Annotated in this window: 15 protein-coding genes; 12 read left to right on the top strand and 3 right to left on the bottom strand. The window is 37.4% G+C overall.

Annotated elements, in window-relative coordinates:
• Positions 1 to 39 precede the first annotated feature (39 nt).
• The gene (locus AC559H_RS10690) at positions 40 to 786 is read right to left on the bottom strand and encodes a Uma2 family endonuclease (protein ID WP_026794552.1); all 747 of its coding nucleotides are present in this window, start codon (positions 784 to 786) and stop codon (positions 40 to 42) included.
• A 123-nt stretch (positions 787 to 909) separates the two neighbouring features.
• On the opposite strand from AC559H_RS10690, the gene AC559H_RS10685 reads away from it, so the two are divergent.
• Together AC559H_RS10685 and AC559H_RS10680 are read left to right on the top strand one after the other, a co-directional pair.
• Complete coding sequence (locus AC559H_RS10685) at positions 910 to 1,110, top strand: type II toxin-antitoxin system Phd/YefM family antitoxin (protein ID WP_148292213.1); 201 nt, start codon at positions 910 to 912, stop codon at positions 1,108 to 1,110.
• Positions 1,111 to 1,154: 44 nt separating this feature from the next.
• Positions 1,155 to 2,651, top strand: a complete 1,497-nt coding sequence (locus AC559H_RS10680; protein WP_051319642.1) for a hypothetical protein — start codon at positions 1,155 to 1,157, stop codon at positions 2,649 to 2,651.
• Between the two features lie 220 nt (positions 2,652 to 2,871).
• Here the strand turns inward: AC559H_RS10680 and AC559H_RS10675 are convergent, their stop codons facing one another.
• Complete coding sequence (locus AC559H_RS10675) at positions 2,872 to 3,849, bottom strand: LamG domain-containing protein (RefSeq protein ID WP_026794551.1); 978 nt, start codon at positions 3,847 to 3,849, stop codon at positions 2,872 to 2,874.
• 296 nt (positions 3,850 to 4,145) lie between these two features.
• Positions 4,146 to 6,569: a CHAT domain-containing protein gene (locus AC559H_RS10670; protein ID WP_026794550.1), complete on the bottom strand. Its 2,424-nt coding sequence runs from the start codon at positions 6,567 to 6,569 to the stop codon at positions 4,146 to 4,148.
• A 390-nt stretch (positions 6,570 to 6,959) separates the two neighbouring features.
• Here AC559H_RS10670 and AC559H_RS10665 point away from each other — a divergent pair, with 390 nt between their 5' ends.
• The 10 genes from AC559H_RS10665 to AC559H_RS10620 all read left to right on the top strand — a co-directional run bounded on the left by AC559H_RS10665 (position 6,960) and on the right by AC559H_RS10620 (position 22,424).
• On the top strand, positions 6,960 to 7,190 hold the full coding sequence (locus tag AC559H_RS10665) for a hypothetical protein (RefSeq protein WP_227350388.1): 231 nt from the start codon (positions 6,960 to 6,962) through the stop codon (positions 7,188 to 7,190).
• The gene (locus AC559H_RS10660; protein WP_026788846.1) at positions 7,187 to 7,453 is read left to right on the top strand and encodes a type II toxin-antitoxin system RelE family toxin; all 267 of its coding nucleotides are present in this window, start codon (positions 7,187 to 7,189) and stop codon (positions 7,451 to 7,453) included. The genes AC559H_RS10665 and AC559H_RS10660 overlap by 4 nt, the downstream gene beginning before the upstream one ends.
• A 363-nt stretch (positions 7,454 to 7,816) precedes the next feature.
• Positions 7,817 to 9,193, top strand: coding sequence for a DUF3370 domain-containing protein (locus AC559H_RS10655; protein WP_026794549.1), 1,377 nt, complete (start codon positions 7,817 to 7,819; stop codon positions 9,191 to 9,193).
• 73 nt (positions 9,194 to 9,266) lie between these two features.
• Positions 9,267 to 10,196, top strand: coding sequence for a DHH family phosphoesterase (locus AC559H_RS10650; RefSeq protein ID WP_036832821.1), 930 nt, complete (start codon positions 9,267 to 9,269; stop codon positions 10,194 to 10,196).
• Positions 10,197 to 10,518: 322 nt separating this feature from the next.
• A complete protein-coding gene (locus AC559H_RS10645; protein WP_237746358.1) occupies positions 10,519 to 13,146 on the top strand; it encodes a zinc-dependent metalloprotease in 2,628 nt (875 codons plus the stop codon).
• Positions 13,147 to 13,173: 27 nt separating this feature from the next.
• A complete protein-coding gene (locus AC559H_RS10640; RefSeq protein WP_051319643.1) occupies positions 13,174 to 15,819 on the top strand; it encodes a tetratricopeptide repeat protein in 2,646 nt (881 codons plus the stop codon).
• Between the two features lie 341 nt (positions 15,820 to 16,160).
• Positions 16,161 to 17,690, top strand: coding sequence for a glucose-6-phosphate dehydrogenase (zwf, locus tag AC559H_RS10635; RefSeq protein WP_026788848.1), 1,530 nt, complete (start codon positions 16,161 to 16,163; stop codon positions 17,688 to 17,690).
• A 188-nt stretch (positions 17,691 to 17,878) separates the two neighbouring features.
• The gene (gene opcA / locus AC559H_RS10630) at positions 17,879 to 19,210 is read left to right on the top strand and encodes a glucose-6-phosphate dehydrogenase assembly protein OpcA (RefSeq protein WP_026794547.1); all 1,332 of its coding nucleotides are present in this window, start codon (positions 17,879 to 17,881) and stop codon (positions 19,208 to 19,210) included.
• Positions 19,211 to 19,527: 317 nt separating this feature from the next.
• Positions 19,528 to 20,871: a hybrid sensor histidine kinase/response regulator gene (locus AC559H_RS10625; protein ID WP_026794546.1), complete on the top strand. Its 1,344-nt coding sequence runs from the start codon at positions 19,528 to 19,530 to the stop codon at positions 20,869 to 20,871.
• A 71-nt stretch (positions 20,872 to 20,942) separates the two neighbouring features.
• Positions 20,943 to 22,424 (top strand): dolichyl-phosphate-mannose--protein mannosyltransferase, encoded by a 1,482-nt coding sequence (locus AC559H_RS10620; RefSeq protein WP_026794545.1) that lies wholly within the window; start codon positions 20,943 to 20,945, stop codon positions 22,422 to 22,424.
• Positions 22,425 to 22,442: the final 18 nt, after the last annotated feature.

Raw genomic sequence — 22,442 nt, 5'->3', positions numbered from 1 at the left:
TAATTTTTTTTTGGTTTTTTTTGTGAGATTTAATAGTATTTAATCTGGCAAATCTGGATCAATTCCCAATTCCCGCAACTTAGCCGCCAATCGTTCTGCCCGTTGTTGTTCTTGGTCTGCTCGTTGGCGTTCTTGAATAGCTTCTTCTGAACTCCACAGTAACAAATTACCTGAATTATCCCACCAACGCAGCCAATTCATAGTTTGTTGCAACCGTTCCCCCGACCAAATTCCCAGATATAATTCTAGTTGGGGAATCCATACCCGTCCCTGATCATTTGCTGGGTGTAAAACATATCGCCCATCTTGCAAATAACGGACTTCTAAACTTCTATCGTAGGGGTCATAAGTGACATAAGTAGGAACTTGAAGAATCTGTTCATAAAAGTGGAATTTGCCATAGGGGGGAGTTGAGCGGATGGATAATTCTCCTCCATCTGCTTCTGATAGAAATTCCATCACAATCGCAATATTAGCACCATCAATATTAGGGCTATAACTCCGACGAATAACTCCTTGGGGTAGGGGATGGACTTGAGGCACATAAAACCAGTCTGGAGCTTTAACAACAGTGTTTTTATTAACAGTTGCAACTAACGCTAAATTAGAAGCAATTAGCATTTCTGGCTGAATATATCCGGCGGCTCCGAGTGCATCGGTGAGAGCCGCAGCCAGAACGGGTTGTTGAACATTTTCCACCGGATCATCAGGTAATACGAAGTCTTCGGGTAGGGGTTCCCAGGTAATAATTGGTTTGGCTTTTATATAAGGGGCTTCGAGTACCATTTTATTAACCCTCAGCAGCAACTTGCATGATTGTAGCAGGAAACAGATTAACTACTGGTTAAATAGATCCCAAATGGGTTCTATAATGGAATTCAAAACATCTTAAAGGTATGGGTGCTGAGGGTGGGTACAAGCAAAGCTGAATTATCAAGTTTATTAGAAACGCTGTATTTGTTGCGATCGCCTGCGAATGCTGCTCGCTTAACTTCAGCATTGGAACGTTCAAAGGCAGGAACAGTTCAACCACAGGCAATCAATGAACTGTATCAGAGATTTGGACTTGAAGATAATGATACTGGCAACGAGATTACATCCTCCAGTTAAATCAAATACCTGACACGACCTTATCTTATCATCTGGATCTACTGATGGAAATTTATAAACAGTTTAGCTTCGTTGGAAATTTGAAAAAGCTGCATGAGAATGACAATCAACCTATTGAAAACTTTTCTGCTGGTATTCAGTGCCACAGAAATGGAAATATTTTTCTCGAAATTGATTCAAGGGTACATGAAAAATTAAATCATAAGAAATCTTATGAATTTCCACCCATATATAAATTTACAAATCCCCCGAAGTTTACAGAAGATGAAATGAGAGAGCCATCTTTTCTTCTTCAATTGAACGAACTTGAACAAGAGCTAGTTCAGAAATCTTATAAAGGCAATTACATTATTGAAGGAAAAACTCTTGAAGGATGGGTTGTAATGGCGGAAATAGCAGATTATAATTATACTTATACTTTATCCTTTGGGGAAAAAGTTTACCAAGAAGTTGAGTATATTACCAAAAAGCATCTTATTGAGCTAAATAATTTATCTATTGACTATAATCCTGAATGTACAGAAAGTAAAAAACTAGAAATTGTTTATGGTCTTGCTAACTTAAAGTTAACTCCGAATTTGCCAACTCAAGTCCTAGATTCTAAATATGAATTGAGTCTTGTTTCACTTACGTCTGGAGATCAGAAAAATTATGAGACTTTAAGTGCTGAAATGGTGCTTAGATCTATTGATAAAAATGACACTGAGGTAATTCATTACAAAACTTATTCTGCATGGCTTGAACTGTTAATCTCATTTGCAACTGGAAAATGTCTCAAAGAGATTTATAGAATTGAGACAAGTCAAAGCAATGATAGTCAGAAGAAGGTTGAATACTGGTCTGGTAATCAGTTGTTCAAGGAAGGTCGGGGAATTGCTGTAGTGCAACAAGCACACCTAACTTTATTTATTCAGCAGTGCGCCTCAAAAGTAACATGGGAGAACTTTAGCGATAAAGGATTAGGATCAGCATTAGGTTGGTATACAGACGCATTTTCTAGTAATACAGTTTCAGTTGAATTTCTACTATTCTGTACAGTTCTGGAAACACTTATTGAGCACCATTTTTCAAAAACAAGTAGTAAATTAATTCCAACAGCTATTTATAGAAAAATCAGGAAAGATGTTGTTGAAATATTGCAAAAATATGAATGTGAAATCAATAATCATGAAAATGATCTACAGAAATACAAGAGCTTTCAAGCCAAGTTAGAACAATCATTCCCTGATTGTAATAAGTTAACTAGCTTAAGAACAAAGCTTAAACAAATGCTAGAGTTTTATAAAACCCCTTACAAAGACTTATTTCCAGAATTAGAATTTATAAAAATAAGAAACGATATCGTGCATAGGGGATTTGGTGGGGACAATATTTCATCAGATCTTCGTAAACTTGGAAATCTTATAGTAAGATTAGTGCTTTCAATTCTTCAATATCAAGGTGATTATATTGAGTCTACAAAAAGTGATATTACCAGTCTAGTAGATTTTGAAAAGTATTGTCTTTCTTACAAAAAATTTCCTTTTGACGAGAAGCATTGATTTTAAAAATTGCTTTAACCTTAGTTCAAAGTAGTTATTAGACATCTCCGAAATAAAAATCTTGAGAGAATTACTGCCCGTAAAAATCAAGTCATTGTCATCCCACCAATCGGCAAAACCGCTTCGATTCGGTCATAATTAGATCCGCGATTGATGGGACTTAAATATTTGCTGTTATCTGGGTTTCAAGCAATAATATTGCCCGTTGCCAGTTAAGGAGTTAGGCAGAGCGCGACCAATTGACTGTGATAGTGCTGGTGTTATCGCAGTAACACCCAGGCACGTCATTAAGAATGAAGATTAAAGTTTCACCCGCTTTGACAACTAGAGTCGTTTCTTGACCCACTTCTGCCACAACCGCACCGGTTTGCTTGTTCACCGCCAGCAGAGCAAAGGATGTATTGTTAGGATATTTCATCACATCCTGATATTTGAAGTCCTTAATTCCTGCTGATGTACACTCCGGCAAAAATTCCGCAACGCTAAATCGGCCTGATGGGGTAAATTTAAACGTGACATCCTGACTCTGCTCGTTAGTAAATTCTACCCCTGTTTCCAATTTGCAGGGAATTTGCAATTGGCCGTCTAAAATAATAGGTTTCACTGGGGTCGGGTTAACCACTGCCTGAATTTCTTCTGGACTGAGGGCGACATTATAAATAGATAAACCCTTGATACTGCCCATGAAATAATTCATGCCCGCATTTTGATAACCTCGGCAACCCAGATAGAGGGGACTATTAGTTTTGGTATTCCCAGTAGTCGTATCTGTATTGCTACCCTCTAATTTTCCATTAATATAGAGAGAGAGTTTCCCTTGATTATTTTCCTTGCTGCGGACAAACGCGACATGATGGAATTGCCCATCATTAACTTTGCTGGTTGACCGCACACTAGGATTATTGCTGCCATCATAGCGGGCTGCAACAATTATCCCAGAGCTATTCCCCGCTTTTTGATTTAGGTAGCGAATCACATAAGGATATCCCCCAGAGCCACTGATCCACTTTTCAAGGACATCATTATCTCCATTTTTCGTGTCTTTTTGTTGACTTTCGGCTTTAACCCAAACGGCTATGGTGAAGTCCTGATCGGCGCTAAAGTTGATCGCGTCACTATTATTAACTTTTTCAAAGTCACTGATGCCATTAAAGCTGTAAACTTTGTCCTCTGAATTGTAAACAGGTATGGGAGCCATTTTTTATCCTCGTATCCACGTAATTGTTTTGGGTTAGTTTGAGTTCTAATCTATAAGAAGATCTCAGAAGGAAATTTCTGAAATTTTCGAGCTAGATGCGTTTTTTCTCAACAAATGCACCCCATCAAACAGGCACTTAAGATTAAAACTAAACTTTGCCCAATACGTTACCATATCTTCCACTATCGAAGCAATACTCGCTCTACAAAAGTTTTCCCAACTTCAAGCATACATCTATTAATTCGGGTTATGGATGGGGCTATCTTCGGGTAAGTTTTGATGATTTCAATAATCATCTATTTCTGTTGTAACAATAATTGCCAATCTCGAATTAACTCCTTAGACCACATCCAATTTTGAGATAATTCATTAGGTTCAAATTTATTAGGTGCTTCACTCATCACTTTACTACTAAATTTAACCGCTTTACTCAACATAAACTCTTTTTCTTTACTAGGCAAAGTTTGAGCAAATCTCCACCAAACCAAGGAAATTCCCGCATAAGCAGTTAACTTATCCTGTTGTTGAACTTGAGACTGGATATTATTAGCAGTTCCGGGTGTTATTTTCCCTGATAAAGTCGGTTCCTCAACCTCTAAAACTTGCATCCAAACTTGATAGGCATTTTCTAACTTTCCTTCGGTATAATAAGCAAAACCCAAGGCGTTTTTATACTTCATAGATTTAGGATTTTGTTGAACTGCTTTTGCCCAATGGCGTCGGACGTCATCAATTTTATATTCCGTACTTCCCCTTTGAATTGATTGCCAAGCTAACCGACCATGAAGAAAATTAACCATAGGATTATTCAAATCTTGAAACTGTACCGCAGCTAAGGCAGCTTTAGCTTTTTGTAATGCCCCTCTATCTAACAATTCTGTAGTTGCTTCTTCTGCCGATAATAGATTTCTCTGATAAAATTGTTCAACAGCAATTCCTAAAACATAATCAGTATTTGCTGTTTTTAAATCCGTAGCTTGAGGTTTATCAGTTCGTAGAGACGTGCCATGGCGCGTCTCTCCATGGCGCGTCTCTGCTAATTTTTTCGATTGTAAAGCCATATTTTGCCACCACAAAGCCCCAAAACCCAAGGGAATTAGCAAAAATGGCAAAACCCAGAATAATCGTTTTCCCTTAAACAAATTAACGGCACTTAAACCCGATAAAAAGTTTTTAGAATCAGAGTTTAAAGACTTATTTGTAATAGTTTTTGACGGTGAATTTAAAGATAAAGAAGGTATTTTTTCTGCTGCTAAATTTGGTATTGATTCGGTTTTTATGGGAGGATTTTCAACCTTTGATTTATTTAGAAAATCTCCAATAAAGTCAAGATTATCTGAATCATTGTCTAAATTATCTTCATAAACGATATCATCTAATAAATCTTCGATATTATCATCATTCATATTATCCAATTCGGATAATGATAGAGTTTCAGGGGTAGATTTTAGCTTCAAATCTTGTTCTGCTGGAGGAGAAGGTAAAGGTAAAAATTCCTGTTCTTCCAGAATCGAATTATTGGCGTGATTTGCGGTTAAATATCCATTAAATTGTCGATGTAAATATAAAATTGGCAATGCCCAATATAATTGATCGGAACCATAAGCAGAAATTAATCCTTGTCTGGCTCGACTTAAACTTAAATCAATCGGATAACCCTGATTTAGATTTCTATATAATAATCGCGTTAAGGTCAGTGCCACATCATCAGGAATGCGTTCTGCCATGGCTAACACCCCTGGAATACCGCGCTTAACGGCATATTCAGCTAAATTTAACTGGGCAGAATCATCGCTAACATTTGGTATATTTCCATAAGCTCCCCGACAGGAATTTAACACCACCATTTGCACGCCATTATTAACTAATAATCCGGCTAAATCATCGCCATTTAGGGTTTCTGTTAACCCGGTTCGACGACTAACTAAATATAATTCTCCCCCAGATACACCTAAATTACTATGTCCGGCATAATGAAATACTTGATATTCTCCTTGTTCCAGGGCTTGGGTGAGTTGTTCTCGGTCGGGTTGTTCTAAAATAGTTAGTTGAATATCGGGGGTTATGGGTTTCACAAAATTGCCGTTACTTCGTCTATTTTCCCGTCGCAATTCTTCTTGTAAATGCAACACTTCCCGCTTTAGTTGTAGGGTTTCTTGGTCGGTGGGGGCGGCAATAGCAATTAAAATTTTTAAGGGTTGATTGGGTTTTCTAACTTGGGTTTGGGGAATAGAATTCATCCCAGGTTGGTAACGAGAAAAAACCACATCGGTTCCCGTCGCTATTGGACGATCTGCGGCGTGTAATACTTCCCAAGGTAAACTCGATAATCGTTTGCCTTTTACGCCTAAGCGTAATTGTAATAATTCTTGACGATTTTGGGCGATCGCTTGGGCGCAAGTCCAACTATTGTGTAAAGTTCCTTGAAATAAGCCATGATAAAGCTGTTGACCCAATTCTACTAAACTTAATAGGGGCGGATCACTGGTGGATTGAGTTGCGATTGTTTGGCCAAAACCACGGGAACGACGAACTGTTTGGCCCTCCAATAGACCTAACAGGGGATCATTCATCAATTGACGAGCCTGGGCTAACCATTCGTCCACAGGCCATTTAACTTGTTCTTCGGCTAAAGGAACACCGGATGCGACTTTTTCGGTTCGCACCAAATATTCATTATCTCCAACCGGGGTAACGGAAATATGGAATTCCTGAGTCATAAAAATCTATGACGGAAATGTAACTATTTTGCTCCTGAGTCTAGGGTAACTAATATTAGGCAAATTTGCTTGCGGAAACCGGAAATTTCCTGTCCGTAGGGACTGATGAGGAGCTATAGTAATCCTAAACATTTATGAATCAATTCTACTTCATAGTAAGCCCTTCAGGGCTTAATCCATATTTGCTGGTAAATTTATCCTTGATAATTGGGATTTATGAATAAGCCCTGAAGGGCTTACTACAAATAGGCAATAATCAACATTAAAATTCAAGATTACTTTTTTTGTTGCCAGCGCATCCAAACATTGACACGATAAATTATAAGGGATATTCTGTGCACTATTTTAGAGGCGTGAAGCTATAACTAAGCTATAACTAAGCTAGAATATATGTTACCTCAAAAAAAAGCCATGACTGAAATTACCCTAGACGAAACTAAACTCAAAGAATTGCTCAAAACAGCTATTTTTGAGTTGGTGCAAGAAGAAAAAGAAGTATTTTCTGAACTTTTTGCCGAAGTCATACAAGATATCGGAATGGAAAATGCGATTAAAGAAGGCGAAAATACTGAAGTAGTCAGCCGCGAGGAAATTTTCAAAATTCTGCATAGAAAACCATGAATATTGAATTTAGAAAGAGTTTTGAAAAGGATTTAATCGAGATTCTTGATCCCAACTTATTGCCCAGAATTCAGGAAGTTATTGAACGGGTTGAGCAAGTAGAAAAATTGAGTGAAGTTAGCAATCTAAAAAAACTAAAAGGTGAGGCAGAATACTATCGCATTAGAGTTGGGGATTACCGAATCGGTATCAAATTTAATGATAGTGTCGTGTCTTTCATCAGGGTATTGCATCGGAAAGAGATTTACAGATACTTTCCCTAGATTCTGATAATTATCCAGGATTCAATCAATTAAGAAACCGGGTTTCTTGAAATTTAATCCTGATGGTAGGTGTAATTCATGAATTGCCCCCTAACACAAACTATTCAGGATTGCTATACTTATGAAGAAACTCTAAATGATGTGCGACCAGCTATTCTATTTCATATTGAGACTTTTGGAGAATCGTTGCTAGAATCTGAATCCTCAATCCTAATCCTCGAAGCTTTTGTCGCAGAGATAAGCGTATAATGGCAAGGTTTCCGGTTGACGCCCCCAAATCAAAAGTTATTAAGCGTAGTAAGAAAGACCTTGCTGGGCTTAATCCATATTTGCTGGTAAATTTAGGAGATTAAATCATTATCTATGTTTCCTTTTATTCCTACATTTTTTTTAGCAGAAGTGATTACCATTCCCCCGCCAAATCTAGGGAAACGATATATTACTCAAGCGCAGGAAATTCGAGCTTTACCTGGACAATTGAATGAAATTCCGGTATTAAATAGTAATAGTCCCGAAGTGGTTAAAGGGGAAGGAATTTTATTGTCTACCTTTCCCCAAACAGCGAAAAAATTTCCTAATGCTCACCTAAATGTTCCTATCAGTGGACAGTTTGAATTTTTTTCCCATCATATTGCTCGTCCGATTAATAAACAACAAACCCTATATCAAGGAGTATTAGTTTATAACCCCAGTCCTCAACCTGTGACCCTGAATATTCTGCAAGGGATTAGTTATGTTACCTCACCGGACGCGCCTTTTGTGGAACTACCACCTTTGGTGGAAGACCCCCAAGGTCGGGTATTTTCTGGGCCAGGGTCACGGATGGCGGGGGATATTTTACGGGGAAGAAATCAACGCAGCTTTCCTGAACAAATCATAATTCCGCCCCAACAAACCCAGATGTTGTTTAGTTTACCCATCCCAACGGCCAGCGCCCGTTCAACCCTACTTCGATTACAAAGTAATGGCCCTGTATACCTGGCGAATTTAGTGCGGTTTAATAATTCTCCGATGATTCCCAATATTCCCCGCTTACCTTTATCTCCGTTTTTTCCCGCACAAATCCCAGCTTTAGTCCAATGGTGGGATTTTTTAAATACGGGAAAACTAGCCGAACCCAGAGATGTGATCCCAACCTCCGGCGATAATGTCTACACGGGAGAAAAGGTTTATGGTCGTGTGGCGGGGGTGTCTGTGGGTTCCCAATGGACAGGAACAGTAGTAGACCGTCCGGGGATGAATTATTTAACCATTCCCGATCGGGGTTCGGCTTTTTCCTATCCTTTAAGTACGGTATCGACGGCAACTTTAGGAACCCAACAGGTTCAAAGCGCACCCTTATTAGCTCGTTATCCTGATACAGCCCTACGCGCCCACGGCAATTATGGGGTGCTTTATAGTCTCACTTTACCCTTATATAATTCTACCCGACAATCCCAAACCGTGAGTTTATCAATTCAAACTCCATTTAAACAAAATGTGGCGTCTAATCGGTTAACCTTTATTGAACCCCCCCAGGGACAAATATTTTTTCGCGGGACGGTGCGACTGAGTTATGTTGATGATTTTGGACAAAACCAACAGCGTTATTTTCACCTAGTCCAACGTCAGGGACAACAGGGGGAAGGGTTAGTTAACTTAAATTTACCTGCGGGGGGTTCTCGTGCTGTGGGAGTGGAGTTGATTTATCCCCCCGATGCGACTCCGCCCCAAGTATTAACGGTAAAAACTTTAGACTAAGAGTGGAAACTGACCTTATTTAGCTCTAAAATTAAGCACTATAATTAGGATATTCAATCCCAAGGAAAACACAATGACTCAAAAATATAGATTAGTTACCCGTAGCGATTTTGATGGTTTAGTCTGTGCGGTGCTTTTAAAAGATTTAGAGATGATTGATGAAATTAAATTTGTTCATCCTAAAGATATGCAGGATGGCAAAATAGAAATTACTAATCAGGATATTACCACGAATTTGCCCTATGTTGAAGGGGTTTATCTTGCCTTTGATCATCATTTAAGTGAAACCCTTAGAAATCCTTCTATTAATCAAAATTATATTATTGATCCTAATGCGGCTTCGGCGGCCAGGGTTTTATACAATTACTATGGAGGAAAGGCTAAATTTCCTAATATTTCCGAGGAAATGATGGAGGCGGTAGATAAGGCAGATTCCGCCCAATTTAATCAGGAAGAAGTTTTAAATCCTGAAGGCTGGGTATTATTAAACTTTCTGATGGATGCTCGAACTGGATTAGGAAGATTTCGAGATTTTCGGATTTCCAATTATCAACTGATGATGGAGTTAATTGATTATTGCAAAAATCATCAAATTGTTGATATTTTACAGCTTCCTGACGTTAAAGAGCGAGTAGAAATTTATTTTGAACATGAAGAAAATTTTAAAGAACAACTGAAACGCTGTTCCCAAGTTCATCAAAATTTGGTGGTTTTAGATTTACGTTCCGAAGAAACTATTTATGCGGGAAATCGGTTTATGATTTACGCTTTATTCCCAGAATGTAATATTTCTATCCATATTTTATGGGGAGTTAAACAACAAAATACGGTATTTGCTGTGGGTAAATCTATTTTTCAGAAAACCTCTAAAACCAATATTGGAGAGTTGATGTTAAAGTATGGGGGTGGGGGTCATGAAAACGCCGGAACTTGCCAAATTGATAATGATCAGGCTCCGCACATCCTAAAGGAATTAATTGCTCAAATTAATCAAGACGGTTAAGTTTAATAGTCTAGTTTCTAGGGATGTTTCATGTTTTAGAATGATCGCCTCGTTTTGGGCTATATAGTAATGGACATGGTTATGAGGACAAAATATAGCCATGTCCGGCGGGTAAGCGGAGAGAGAGTCTATGTCCTAAGCACTCTTGGCAACTACTTATATCCCCATTGATAGGATTATAAAGAAGACTGTAAATTATGACTAAATTCAAGAAAGTTAAACGTTTTTTTTGTTAGGGTTGATATCATTTTTAATAGTAATTTTAAGATTATCTCAAGTTGATGCTCAAGAGGTTTCGGTCTCTGAATTTAGAGAAAATTTAGTGGCTCAAGAAGTTGCTCAACAGTCTTTTGAGGAGATAATTAAAGGCAGTAAAAAATTAGAAGGTTTATTCACAATTTATCAAAATAAAGAATCGGGAAAGGTTTATTTAGAATTAACACCTGAACAGTTAAATCAAGATTTTCTGTGTTTTGTGACATTGGAATCTGGTATCGGAGAAGCCGGAATTTTCAGTGGATATGCTCTTAGAGATATTCTCTTTCAATTTCGTCATTTACAGAATAAAATTCAATTTGTTGTTCCTAATATTAATTTTCGTACTCAAGAAAATGATCCTCAAATTGATTCTATCAATCGTTCCTTTAGTGAATCTGTTTTAAAAACTTTACCTATTTTAAGTATTAATCCTGATACAAAAACTATATTAATTGAAATTGGGGATTTATTCAATGGGGAAAGTGATTTACCCGGGTTAATGATCCAATTCTCGGATTTTTTAAAAACTAACTATGCGATTGATCCGAGTAAATCCTATATTTCTGAAATTCAAACCTTTCCAGAAAATGTCGAAATTGAATCCCTATTTGGATTTTCTCTTTCACAATATGCAGATGAACAATATATTCCATCCTTACCCGATAACCGCACCTTTAATTTAAAAGTTCGTTATAGTTTATTAGCAGTTCCTTATGGTAATAATTATGTTCCTCGGTTAGCAGATGAACGAGTTGGGTATTTTACAACCACCTATAAAGATTTATCAAAACGGGATGAAAGATCAACAGCCGTTCGTTATATTAATCGCTGGAATTTGGAAAAACAAGACCCCAATGCTGATTTTTCTCCCCCGGTTAAACCGATTACATTTTGGATTGAAAATACCGTACCTTTAGAATATCGGGAGACAATTCGAGAGGGAATTTTATTCTGGAATAAAGCCTTTGAACAAGCCGGATTTATAAATGCGATTCAAGTCGAACAAATGCCCGACAATGCCCCTTGGAACCCCGCAGATGTTCGTTATAATACCATTCGCTGGTCTACTTCCTTTGATGTTGACTTTAGTGGTTATGGCCCCTCCCATACTAACCCCCTAACCGGGGAAATTTTAGATGCAGATATTATTATAGAAAGTAATGCTATCCGAAGTTTATCTGATGAAATAGATGTATTTTCAGGAGAAAATTTATCAACGATATGGACAGAAAATTATCCGCCCAATTCACGATTAAAGACAGAAAATCAACTTTGTCCGACAGGATTATCCGCCTATTCTATTGCCAATCAATCTGAAGCTCAAAAAAATAAAAAAGCCCTAGCTAATTTTACCCATGAATCCTGCTTTCATCGAGGTTCTAAGCAACAATTCAATGTAGGAACAATGGCTTTATCTCTCTTGGGAAATGTGATGCCCAATAGCCCGAAAATGGAACTCTATATCAAGCAATATTTACGTCTTTTAATTGCCCATGAAGTCGGACATACCTTGGGATTAAGACATAATTTTCAGGGGAGTACCCTGCTATCTCCAGAGGAATTAAATAATACTGAAATTACCCAAAAAAAAGGATTAGTGAGTTCAGTTATGGATTATGTTCCAGTTAATTTAGCCCCCCAAGGAACAATCCAGGGAGATTATTTTTCTACCCGAATTGGGCCCTATGATCAATGGGCAATTGAATATGGTTATCAACCCATTGCTAGTACAACTCCACAGGGAGAATGGCAAAGGTTACAAGAGATTGCAAAACGATCAATTCAACCGGAATTAGCTTATGCAACAGATGAGGATTTGAGATTTTTTCTTGACCCAGCAATTAATCGTGACGATTTAAGTAATAATATGTTGCAATATTCTCAATGGCAATTTGATAATGCAATTGAGATGTGGAAACGGTTAGAAAAATATACCCCAAGTCGGGGAGAAGGTTATGATAAAATTCGGAAAATGTTTAATACAATTGTTAACTATTATTTTATTCAAGCTAATCATTTAACTCTTTATATTGGCGGACAATCTTTTACTCGAACCCGGGCTGGAGATGGAAATAATCGTCTACCTTTGGAACCGATTTCGATTGAAAAACAAAGAAATGTGTTAAAACTCTTGGAAACCTATATTTTTAACGATAAAGCATTTAATTTTTCTCCTGATTTATTAAACAAATTAGCTCCGTCTCGTTGGTCAGATTGGGCAAATCCCGATCAAAATAGTCAGTTAGATTATCCTATTACTAGCTTAATTAGTCTTATTCATCGTTATGTTTTACAAGATTTATTTAATCCTATAAGGTTATTTAGGTTACGAGATTTAGAATTAAAAACAACGGCAAATAATGTCTTAACCATACCCGAATTATTTGAAACTATTCAGAATGGCATCTGGACGGAAATTTTAGCTAATAATGGAGAAATTGAAATTTCCAGTCTACGGCGTTCTTTACAACGGCAACATTTAGACATTTTAAGCAATATGGTATTGCGAAAAATCTCAATTCCTGAAGATGCAGAAACCGTAGCTTGGTATCAGCTTAAACAGTTAAATAATCAGTTAGAAACAACCTTAAAACGAAGCAAGAATAAAATGAATGCTTACACCTTAGCCCATTTAGAACAAACTCAGAATCGGATTCAAAAAATATTGGAATCACAGGTAGAATCTTATTAAATTTATATTGAATTAAAAGGTAATCCAGTGTCAGAAAATACAACCTCAAATCAGCCTCTATCTATTCCTGAACTCCAAAGTCTAGGACATACTTATTTAGGTCAACAACAGTTTTTAAAAGCCATCTCGGTTTATGAACAATGTATTTTAGAGTCTCCTGATATTGTTGCTAATTATTGGTATTTGGGATTATCTTGGTTATTACAGGGAGATGTATTACAGGCGCAAACAATATGGTTTTCTGCTTTTGCTGAATCTAATTTAGAAACAACTGAAATTACTGAATTTGTCAATTTTTTAAAAGGTAAAGCAAGAGAATATTTATCCTCCCAATCTTTTGAATTTGCCCAACTAATTTATGAAGCAATTTTAGAATGGTGTGAAACCGATCTTGAGGTTTATGATAATCTAGGTCATACTATTGCACTTCAAGGAGATTTAGAAGCAGCTATTAGGATTTGGCAAAAAGGGATTGAGTTAGAACCCAATTCTATTCAAATGTATCTTAATCAAGCAAATATTTTTCAAAAATTAGAACAATTTGAAGCCGCAATTCAATGTTATCGAGAAGTTGTTAAATATTCCCCAGATTATTTAATTTATTACCAATTAGGATTATGTTTAACTCAGATTAAACAATGGGAATCTGCGATTAATGCCTTTGAAAATGCAATCCAACTTCAGCCAAACTATGCACCCGCTTATAGTGATTTAGGAATGAGTTTAATAATTTCGGGGTTATTTGAAAAAGGAATTAGTTTTCTTAAACAAGGAATCCAGAAACAGCCTCAATTTTATCAGGATTTAACTGGGAATAAAACTCTATCAACTCGTAATATAAATTCCTTAGTAATTAATTTTTTAAGACTGTTATTATCTCCCTCAATACCCCCAATAGAGTTATATATTGGCTTGAGCAAAATGTTATCTAATTTCTATCCAGATCCAGCCTTGATTTTACTTCAAAAAGCTCAGGATATCGCCCCCAATAACTTTCTAGTTTATTTAAAATCTGGAGATATATTTTATAATTATAAACAGGATTATGTAGAAGCATTTCAGTGTTATTTAGGAGCTAATTTATCGGGTTCTTTATCTGTAATAGATAATACTATTTCCTGGGAAGAAAAACAAGCTCATTATCATTTGGGATTAGGAAAATGTCGATTAAAATTAGACTTTTATCAACAAGCGATCGCTAATTTTAAAACGGTTATTGATTTTAATTATAATCTAGTTGAGGCTTATTATGGTTTAGGTCAGGCTTTATTTCATACTGGAGAAATTGATCAAGCTATTGATAGTTTAAAACAATGTTTAAAATTTGATTCTGAATCAGCTTTATATTCAGGATATTTGGGATTTTTATTAATTTATAATAACCAGATTGAAGCCGGATTATTTTATTTTAAAAAAGCCATAATTTATGAATCTTCTGTTGCGAATTGGATTGATAGTTTATTAAACAATTTATCAGAATTAGGGAAATTAAATACTTCTGTTGATCTCTCAGAAATCAAACCAATTAACCCTCCAATTCAATTTGATCAATCAACGGAAGATTGGCTAAAATCTAATCCTTCAACTCCAGACAATTATCAACAAATTTATCCCGAAACTATTGTTAATCTAAAACCCCCAAAATCCTTGGATAATTCTATCCATTTTAGTTTTAGATTTGGTCAACAGATGGAACTTCCTGCTGCTTTTGTGCTTAAAATTCCTCAAGGGCGATTTTGGTTAAGTTCTGATCAAAATCAATCGGCTATTTTAACCCGAGAACAACATTTTTTAGGGGATCTTTCCCCAGAATTTCCTTTATTAAGTCCGGGTCATCCTGACAAAAATCCCAGTCAGCATTCTATTTTATCTATTAATAAATTACCTCCAATTTATTTTATCAATGGGACTGTGGCTATTTTAGCTGGACTTTCAAATTCAGTTTATTTTCATTGGATGTTAGATGTATTACCTCGAATTGAATTATTGAAAAAAAGCAGTATTAATTGGCATGAAATTGATTACTTTATTGTTGACAATCGTTTATCTTTTCAAAAAGAGACTTTAGAGAAATTACAAATTCCCCAAAATAAACAAATTAATATTAATGAATTCCATCATCTCCAAGCCCAAGATTTAATTGTGCCTTCTTTCCCTGGTTGTGCGGCTTGGATGGCCCCATGGACTTGTGATTTTTTAAAGCAACATTTTTTGCATCCTGATGCTGTTGCAAATTCCCCTAATATTAAACGAATTTATATTACTAGAAATGCCGCAAAAAGCCGTCGAATTTTAAATGACGATGAATTATTAAGGGTTTTACAACCCTGGGGATTCCACTCTATTGAATTAGAATCAATGTCTGTGATCGAACAAGCTGCGTTATTTTCCCAGGCTGAAATAATTATTGCACCTCATGGGAGTGGGTTAACCAATCTTATCTTTTGTCAACCCAACACCAAAGTAATCGAGTTATTTTCCCCAAATTATGTCTATCATTGCTATTGGTGGATTAGTAATTTAGTCGAATTAGATTACTATTATTATATTGGAGAAACCTTCCCAGGTTACTATCTCCACCGTTTAGTTTATCCTCAACCTTTTTCCGAAGATATTTTAGTTAATATTCAAGAATTTTTAAATCTGCTGGTACTAAGTAGTTACACAAAATAAATTACCTAGTTGAGAAAGGGAACATCCCCCCAAACCCCCCGTGTACGGGGGGCTAGGGGTGGAGGGAACAGGGTGGAGGATGTGTAATTAATTTTGTTTAGGTACTTATTGGGAATGGGTTAAAATTACCGATAAATTAATATCTAAAAACCAGCAATCCCAAGCTAATCTTAAATTAAACAAAAATTTTGCCGGATCAAGGACGATCAACGGTAAAAATTAGAAATTAACTCAATTCTATAATCGGGAAATATCTCTGGCTGACTCTGACAGGGTAAACGTGCTACCTTAATCCCAGAGTCCACCAGAAAAATAATCTCGCTGTCGCAAAAGGAATAGACATGGTAACACTGATTGAAAATCCCTTGCGGGTGGGACTGCAACAAGATCGAATTCCCGAACCCCAGATTTTAGTAATTTTTGGTGCATCGGGAGACTTAACCCAACGGAAATTAGTCCCAGCCCTCTACCAGATGAAATTAGAGCGCAAACTTCCGCCAGAAATAACCATTGTCGGGGTTGCTCGTCGGGAATGGAGCCACGACTTTTTCCGCGAACACCTGCGGGAAGGGGTGGAAGCATTTGGGGGCGGTTTATATTCCCAAGCCCTTTGGGACGACTTCGCCCAAGGGATTTTTTACTGTTCGGGGAATATGGATGAACCCGAAAGTTACCAAAAACTTAAAGCATTTTTAGGGGAAATTGATGAACTGCGCCACACCAGAGGAAACCGAGTCTTTTATTTATCCGTAGCCCCACGTTTTTTTGCCGAAGCCATTCAACAATTGGGTGGAGCCGGAATGCTCCCCGACCCAAAAAAACAGCGTTTAGTCATCGAAAAACCCTTTGGTCGAGATTTAGGTTCGGCCCAAATTCTCAACCGGGTGGTGCGTCAAGTCTGTTCCGAAGAACAGGTCTATCGGATTGACCATTATTTGGGGAAAGAAACCGTCCAAAACTTGATGGTGTTTCGTTTTGGCAATGCGATTTTTGAGCCGATGTGGAACCGTCAATTTGTCGATCACGTCCAAATTACCGTGGCGGAAACCGTGGGTTTAGAAGGACGGGCGGGCTATTATGAAACATCCGGGGCGCTGCGGGATATGGTGCAAAATCACCTGATGCAGTTATTTTCCCTAACGGCGATGGAACCACCCAACTCCCTCGATGCCGATAGCATTCGTAACGAAAAAGTTAAGGTGGTACAAGCGACCCACCTAGCAGATACTAATTTTTTAGAATATTCTGCGGTACGGGGACAATATACCCCCGGTTGGATGAATGGCCTACAGGTTCCGGGTTATCGTTCCGAAGATGGAGCCGCCCTGGAGTCCATCACCCCAACCTATGCCGCGTTAAAATTTTATATTGATAACTGGCGCTGGAAGGGTGTCCCGTTCTATTTGCGAACCGGAAAACGAATGCCGAAAAAGGTAACGGAAATTGCCATTCAATTTAAAGAAGTGCCATTTTTGATGTTCCAGTCCGCGGCAAAACAGGCCAACCCGAACGTTTTAGTCTTGAGAATTCAACCGAATGAAGGAATTTCCATGCGCTTTGAGGTGAAAACCCCAGGAAATTCTCTGCGGACTCGTTCCGTTGATATGGATTTTCGCTATGATACGGCTTTTGGTAAAGCGAATACAGATGCCTATGCCCGTTTATTGGTTGACTGTATGTTAGGAGATCAAACCCTATTTACACGGGGGGATGAAGTCGAAGCCTCTTGGCAAGCCCTCACCCCGGTTTTAGAAGTTTGGGATGCTCCGGCTCCGGCTGAGTCTATTCCCTTCTATGAGGCCGGAACTTGGGGGCCAGTGGAATCGGAAATTCTGCTCAACCGAGATGGCCGTCGTTGGAGAAGACTTTAATCAGTCATCAGTTATCAGTTAACAGTTATCAGTGTAAGAGTTATCAGTGTAAGAGTTAAGAATTTGATCAACTGTTTCTTAATCACTTCTTTTCTTTACTAATAACTAATGACTAATAACTGATGACTAATAACTGATGACTAATAACTGATCACTGATAACTGTTAACTGATAACTGATAACTGATTATGACTACACCACTTGTTGCGTTACAAAAACCCAAGGATATTTCCCTCAGTCAAATTGAGGCTGAGTTAGGTAGTATTTGGCTGAGTCAGAATATTGGAAATGGTAAAACCACGGCCATTGCTACCCGGGCGGCTACCTTTAGTATGGTGGTTTATGAACCCGAAGAATTTCAACAATTGTTGGGAGCTTTAGGGTTTTATCTGGGCAGTATTGATGGGATTCATGGAACATCAACCCGGGATGCGATTAAAGAAGCTCAGAAAATTTATGGTTTACCGATTAACGGGCGAGTTGACCCCGATACCTTGGTAAAATTACGCCAAGAATTTGCCAAACTTCCCCCCGCAGATCAAATTATTCCGAATCTGGATGGACGGGGATTTAGTATTAGTGAAACCATTGCCGCTCAAAATCCCTGTCGGATTATTACCCTGTGTCCAATTGTAGGAGAGGATACCGGAGTCACAGCCCAGGTTTCTGCCTACTGCCCGATTCAGAAAAAAAGTGAAGAAGGGTTAGTCTGTTGTGAATATATTACCCTCAGAGGCACAAAAGCAGCCTTAGAACGGGTGGGAAGTGTGGTTTCCTCCCTGATGATTCCCGATTTACCTAAGTTTGTTTGGTGGAAAGCCACACCTAACCCAGAGCAGGAATTGTTTAAACAATTAGCGGGTTGTTGTAATTGTGTGATTGTGGATTCCTCTTATTTTAGTGATCCAGAATCAGAATTGTTAAAAATGAACGATTTGATTGAACAGGAAACCTATATTGCTGACTTGAATTGGCATCGACTTTCCCCTTGGCAAGAATTAACTGCCTCTGCCTTTGACCCCCCAGAACGTAGAGCTTCCTTGGTCGAAATTGATAATATCACCATTGACTATGAAAAAGGCAATGCGGCTCAAGCCCTAATGTTTTTGGGGTGGTTTGCGAGTCGTTTGGAATGGAAACCTGTTTCTTTTGTAGCTAAAGGTGGGGATTATGATTTAAAACTTATGGAGTTTATCGGGCCGAATGATAAAAAAATTATGGCCGAACTCGCGGCAATTCCCACGGCGGATTATGGTGAAATTCCAGGAGATTTAGTGGGGTTACGGTTAACTTCTAGTAATCCTAACGCCAACTGCTGCACAATTTTATGTTCGGAAACCACCGGATGTATGCGGATGGAAGCCGGAGGAAGCGCCCAATCTTGTCGGACTGAACAAGTGATCGCCGCCACGGATCAAAAAGCGGAATCCCTTATGGCTCAACAGTTACAGCGTTGGGGACGGGATGTTCTCTATGAGGAAAGTCTGGATCTAACGGCTCAAATTCTGAAGTTACAATAAGTTCAGATTCAAGTAAGAATAGCCCCCTTTGTTGCACCCCATGATGGGGTGTTTTTTGTTGAGTCCGCCATTAGTTGTGATGGGTGTCATTGTCAAATCATGATCAGTCAACGTAAAATATAATCTAAATAGTTCCATATAAGTTTAGATACTCAACAGGTTGGGGGTATTGTGTCTTTTGTTTCCTTTTGGGAAACATTCAAAATAAATCCGTTGATCAACGGTTATGAATATTTATCATTACGTTGAGTTGAGATAGTAATTTGCTTTTTGCTGGAACAATTTCGATTGATCCATAAATCCTAATCCCATTCAATATGCACTCCAACTCATTCAAAGAAACCACCATATTAATTGTCGATGATAGCCCAACAAACCTTAATTTATTATCAGGTTTCATTGAGAATTGTGGCTGGAGAATTTTAATTGCAAACCATAGTAATCAAGCCATTAAAGTTGCGGAAACTGAACAACCTGATTTGATTTTATTAGATGTGGTCATGCCCGAAACCGATGGGTTTGAAACCTGCAAACACCTCAAAAGTCATGCTTCAACCCATGATATTCCGATCATTTTTATGACCGCAGTGATGGATAATTTAGAAAAGGTCAAAGGCTTATCAATTGGGGCTGTGGATTATATTACTAAACCGTTTCAAGCTGAAGAAGTGATTGCTAGAATTAAAATTCATTTAAAAATTAGTTCTTTAACACAACAATTATTAGAAAAAAATCAAGAATTAGAACAACGGGTTTTAGAAAGAACAGCCGAATTATCCCAAGTATTAGAAGATTTAAAACAGTCTCAAATGCAATTAGTACAAAGTGAAAAAATGTCAACTTTAGGGCATTTGATTGCTGGAGTAGCCCATGAAATTAATAATCCGATTAACTTTATTGCGGGTAATTTGAATCATGCTAATATTTATATTAAGGATTTAATTCAGCATTTAAAACTGTATCAAAGTTATTATCCTAATGCCGATCCTTCTATTCTTGCCCATGCTGAATCCATTGATTTAGACTATTTAATCGAAGATTTACCTAAATTGATTTCTTCTATGAAATTAGGCACAGATCGAATTTCTAATATTAGTACCAGTTTACGCACTTTTTCTCGGAGCGATATTAAAGTTCAAGTTCCTTTTGATATTCATGAAGGCTTAGAAAGTACCCTATTAATCCTGAAACATTTATTACAAGCAACCGATCACCGTCCCGATATTAAAGTGATTAAAAAGTATGGTCAAATGCCTTTGGTTGAATGCTATCCGGGGCAATTAAATCAGGTCTTTATGAATTTAATTAATAATGCTATTGATGCCTTAAATGAATCTAGCGCCACTAAATCCTATCAAGAATTACTGCAACATCCGAATCAAATTATAATTTCAACCTATCTGGTTTCTAATAGTCGTGCTGTTGCTGTTTCAGTTAGGGATAATGGGACGGGAATGTCTGAAGATACTAAAAAATGTGCCTTTGATTATTTATTTACCACTAAACCTGTAGGAAAAGGCACGGGACTGGGACTATCCATTAGTCGAAAGATTATTGAAGATACCCACAAAGGGCGATTATTGTGTCGTTCTCAGTTAGGAAAAGGATCGGAATTTATTATCGAGATTCCGATTTGTAAAGAATTAGAAATCATTAATTAGTAATCAGTATAGAGACGCGCCATGGTGAGTCTCTACTATCAGACCCAACATAGGAATTAAATCCAAAAATAATGACTGATACAAAATATAAATTTCAACTCAAATTATCTAGTTTTACTTTGGGAATGATCTCAATATTTATTGGGTCTATTCTTTTAAGATTTTGGGGTTTAGGCCGATTTAATAGTTTGGTTTTTGATGAAGTTTATTTTGCTCAATTTGCTAATAATTATTTAACTGAAACTCCTTTTTTTAATTCCCATCCCCCCCTAAGTCAATATTTAATTGCCATTGGAATTTGGCTCGGATCTAAACTACCCTTTGGACAAGAAACCATTAATAATTTAACGGGTTCGACCCTATCTACTTGGAGTTATCGGTGGTTTAATGCTTTATTTGGTTCGTTTATTCCCTTAATTGTAGGTGCGATCGCCTATCAACTAACTCAACGTCGCAGTTATACTTTAATTGCTACCTTTTTAATGGCAACAGATGGATTATTTCTAGTAGAATCTCGCTATGCTCTGAGTAATATTTATATTGTATTTTTTGGATTATTAGGACAACTATTTTTTTTAAAGGCTTTACATAAAAAAGGGATTAACCATTGGTTTTGGATGGGTTTAGCCGGAATTGGATTAGGAGCAGCAGCCCTAACTAAATGGAATGGATTAGGATTTTTATTGGGGATTTATTTAATATTAATAGTCTCAGGATTGATTCAATATTGTACCAAAAATTCAAAAAAAATAATCCCAGAAACATCTTTTAAATCTCCCTTACAAAATCTAAATCAACTCACCACAATTATTATTCTAGTCACCTTAATTATCATTCCTATTCTGGTTTATTGGATCGGTTGGCTTCCCCATTTACAACAAAATCCAGATCCGCCCTTTTGGGGTCTTCAAGCTAAAATTTGGGCTTATCATCATAACTTAGGAGATGGTACAAAAGTTCATCCCTACTGTTCTAAATGGTACAGTTGGATTCTGATGTTACGACCAATTGCCTATTTTTATCAGAAAGTTGATACTACCACTCCCCTTGATCCAACTTTACCTTTAAGTTATCCCGATGAACTTCCCATTATTTATTCAGTTCATGCGATGGGAAATCCATTTTTATGGTGGTTATCGACCTTAGCAAGTTTATTATTATGTTTTCTGTTAATTCAACGAGTTTGGATGGCTTTATCTGTTAGATTTCCCTATTTAAAACCTAGATTATCCCTAGAATTTCCGCCGACACCGGAACTGTGGTTGGCTCTATTTTTAAGTTTGAATTGGTTAGCAAATTTATTACCCTGGGTGAGAGTTACTCGCTGTTTATTTATTTATCACTATATGACCGGATTTGTGTTTAGCTGTATGGCTTTAGCTTGGTGTGTAGAACGATGGTTATATAGTCATAATCAACAATTTCGGTGGCTAGGATTTCTGATCATATTCTTGGTTTTATTTGGTTTTTTGTATTGGATGCCCTTATATTTGGGACTGCCTTTATCTCCTCTACAATGGCAACTACGGATGTGGTTTCGATCTTGGATTTAGCTTCTGGGACTGATCCCA

Source organism: Planktothrix prolifica NIVA-CYA 540 (assembly GCF_963864145.1).
Taxonomy (GTDB): Bacteria; Cyanobacteriota; Cyanobacteriia; order Cyanobacteriales; family Microcoleaceae; genus Planktothrix; species Planktothrix agardhii.
The sequence above is the reverse complement of the archived record's forward strand: the minus strand, read 5'-3'. Positions and strand labels throughout refer to the sequence as shown.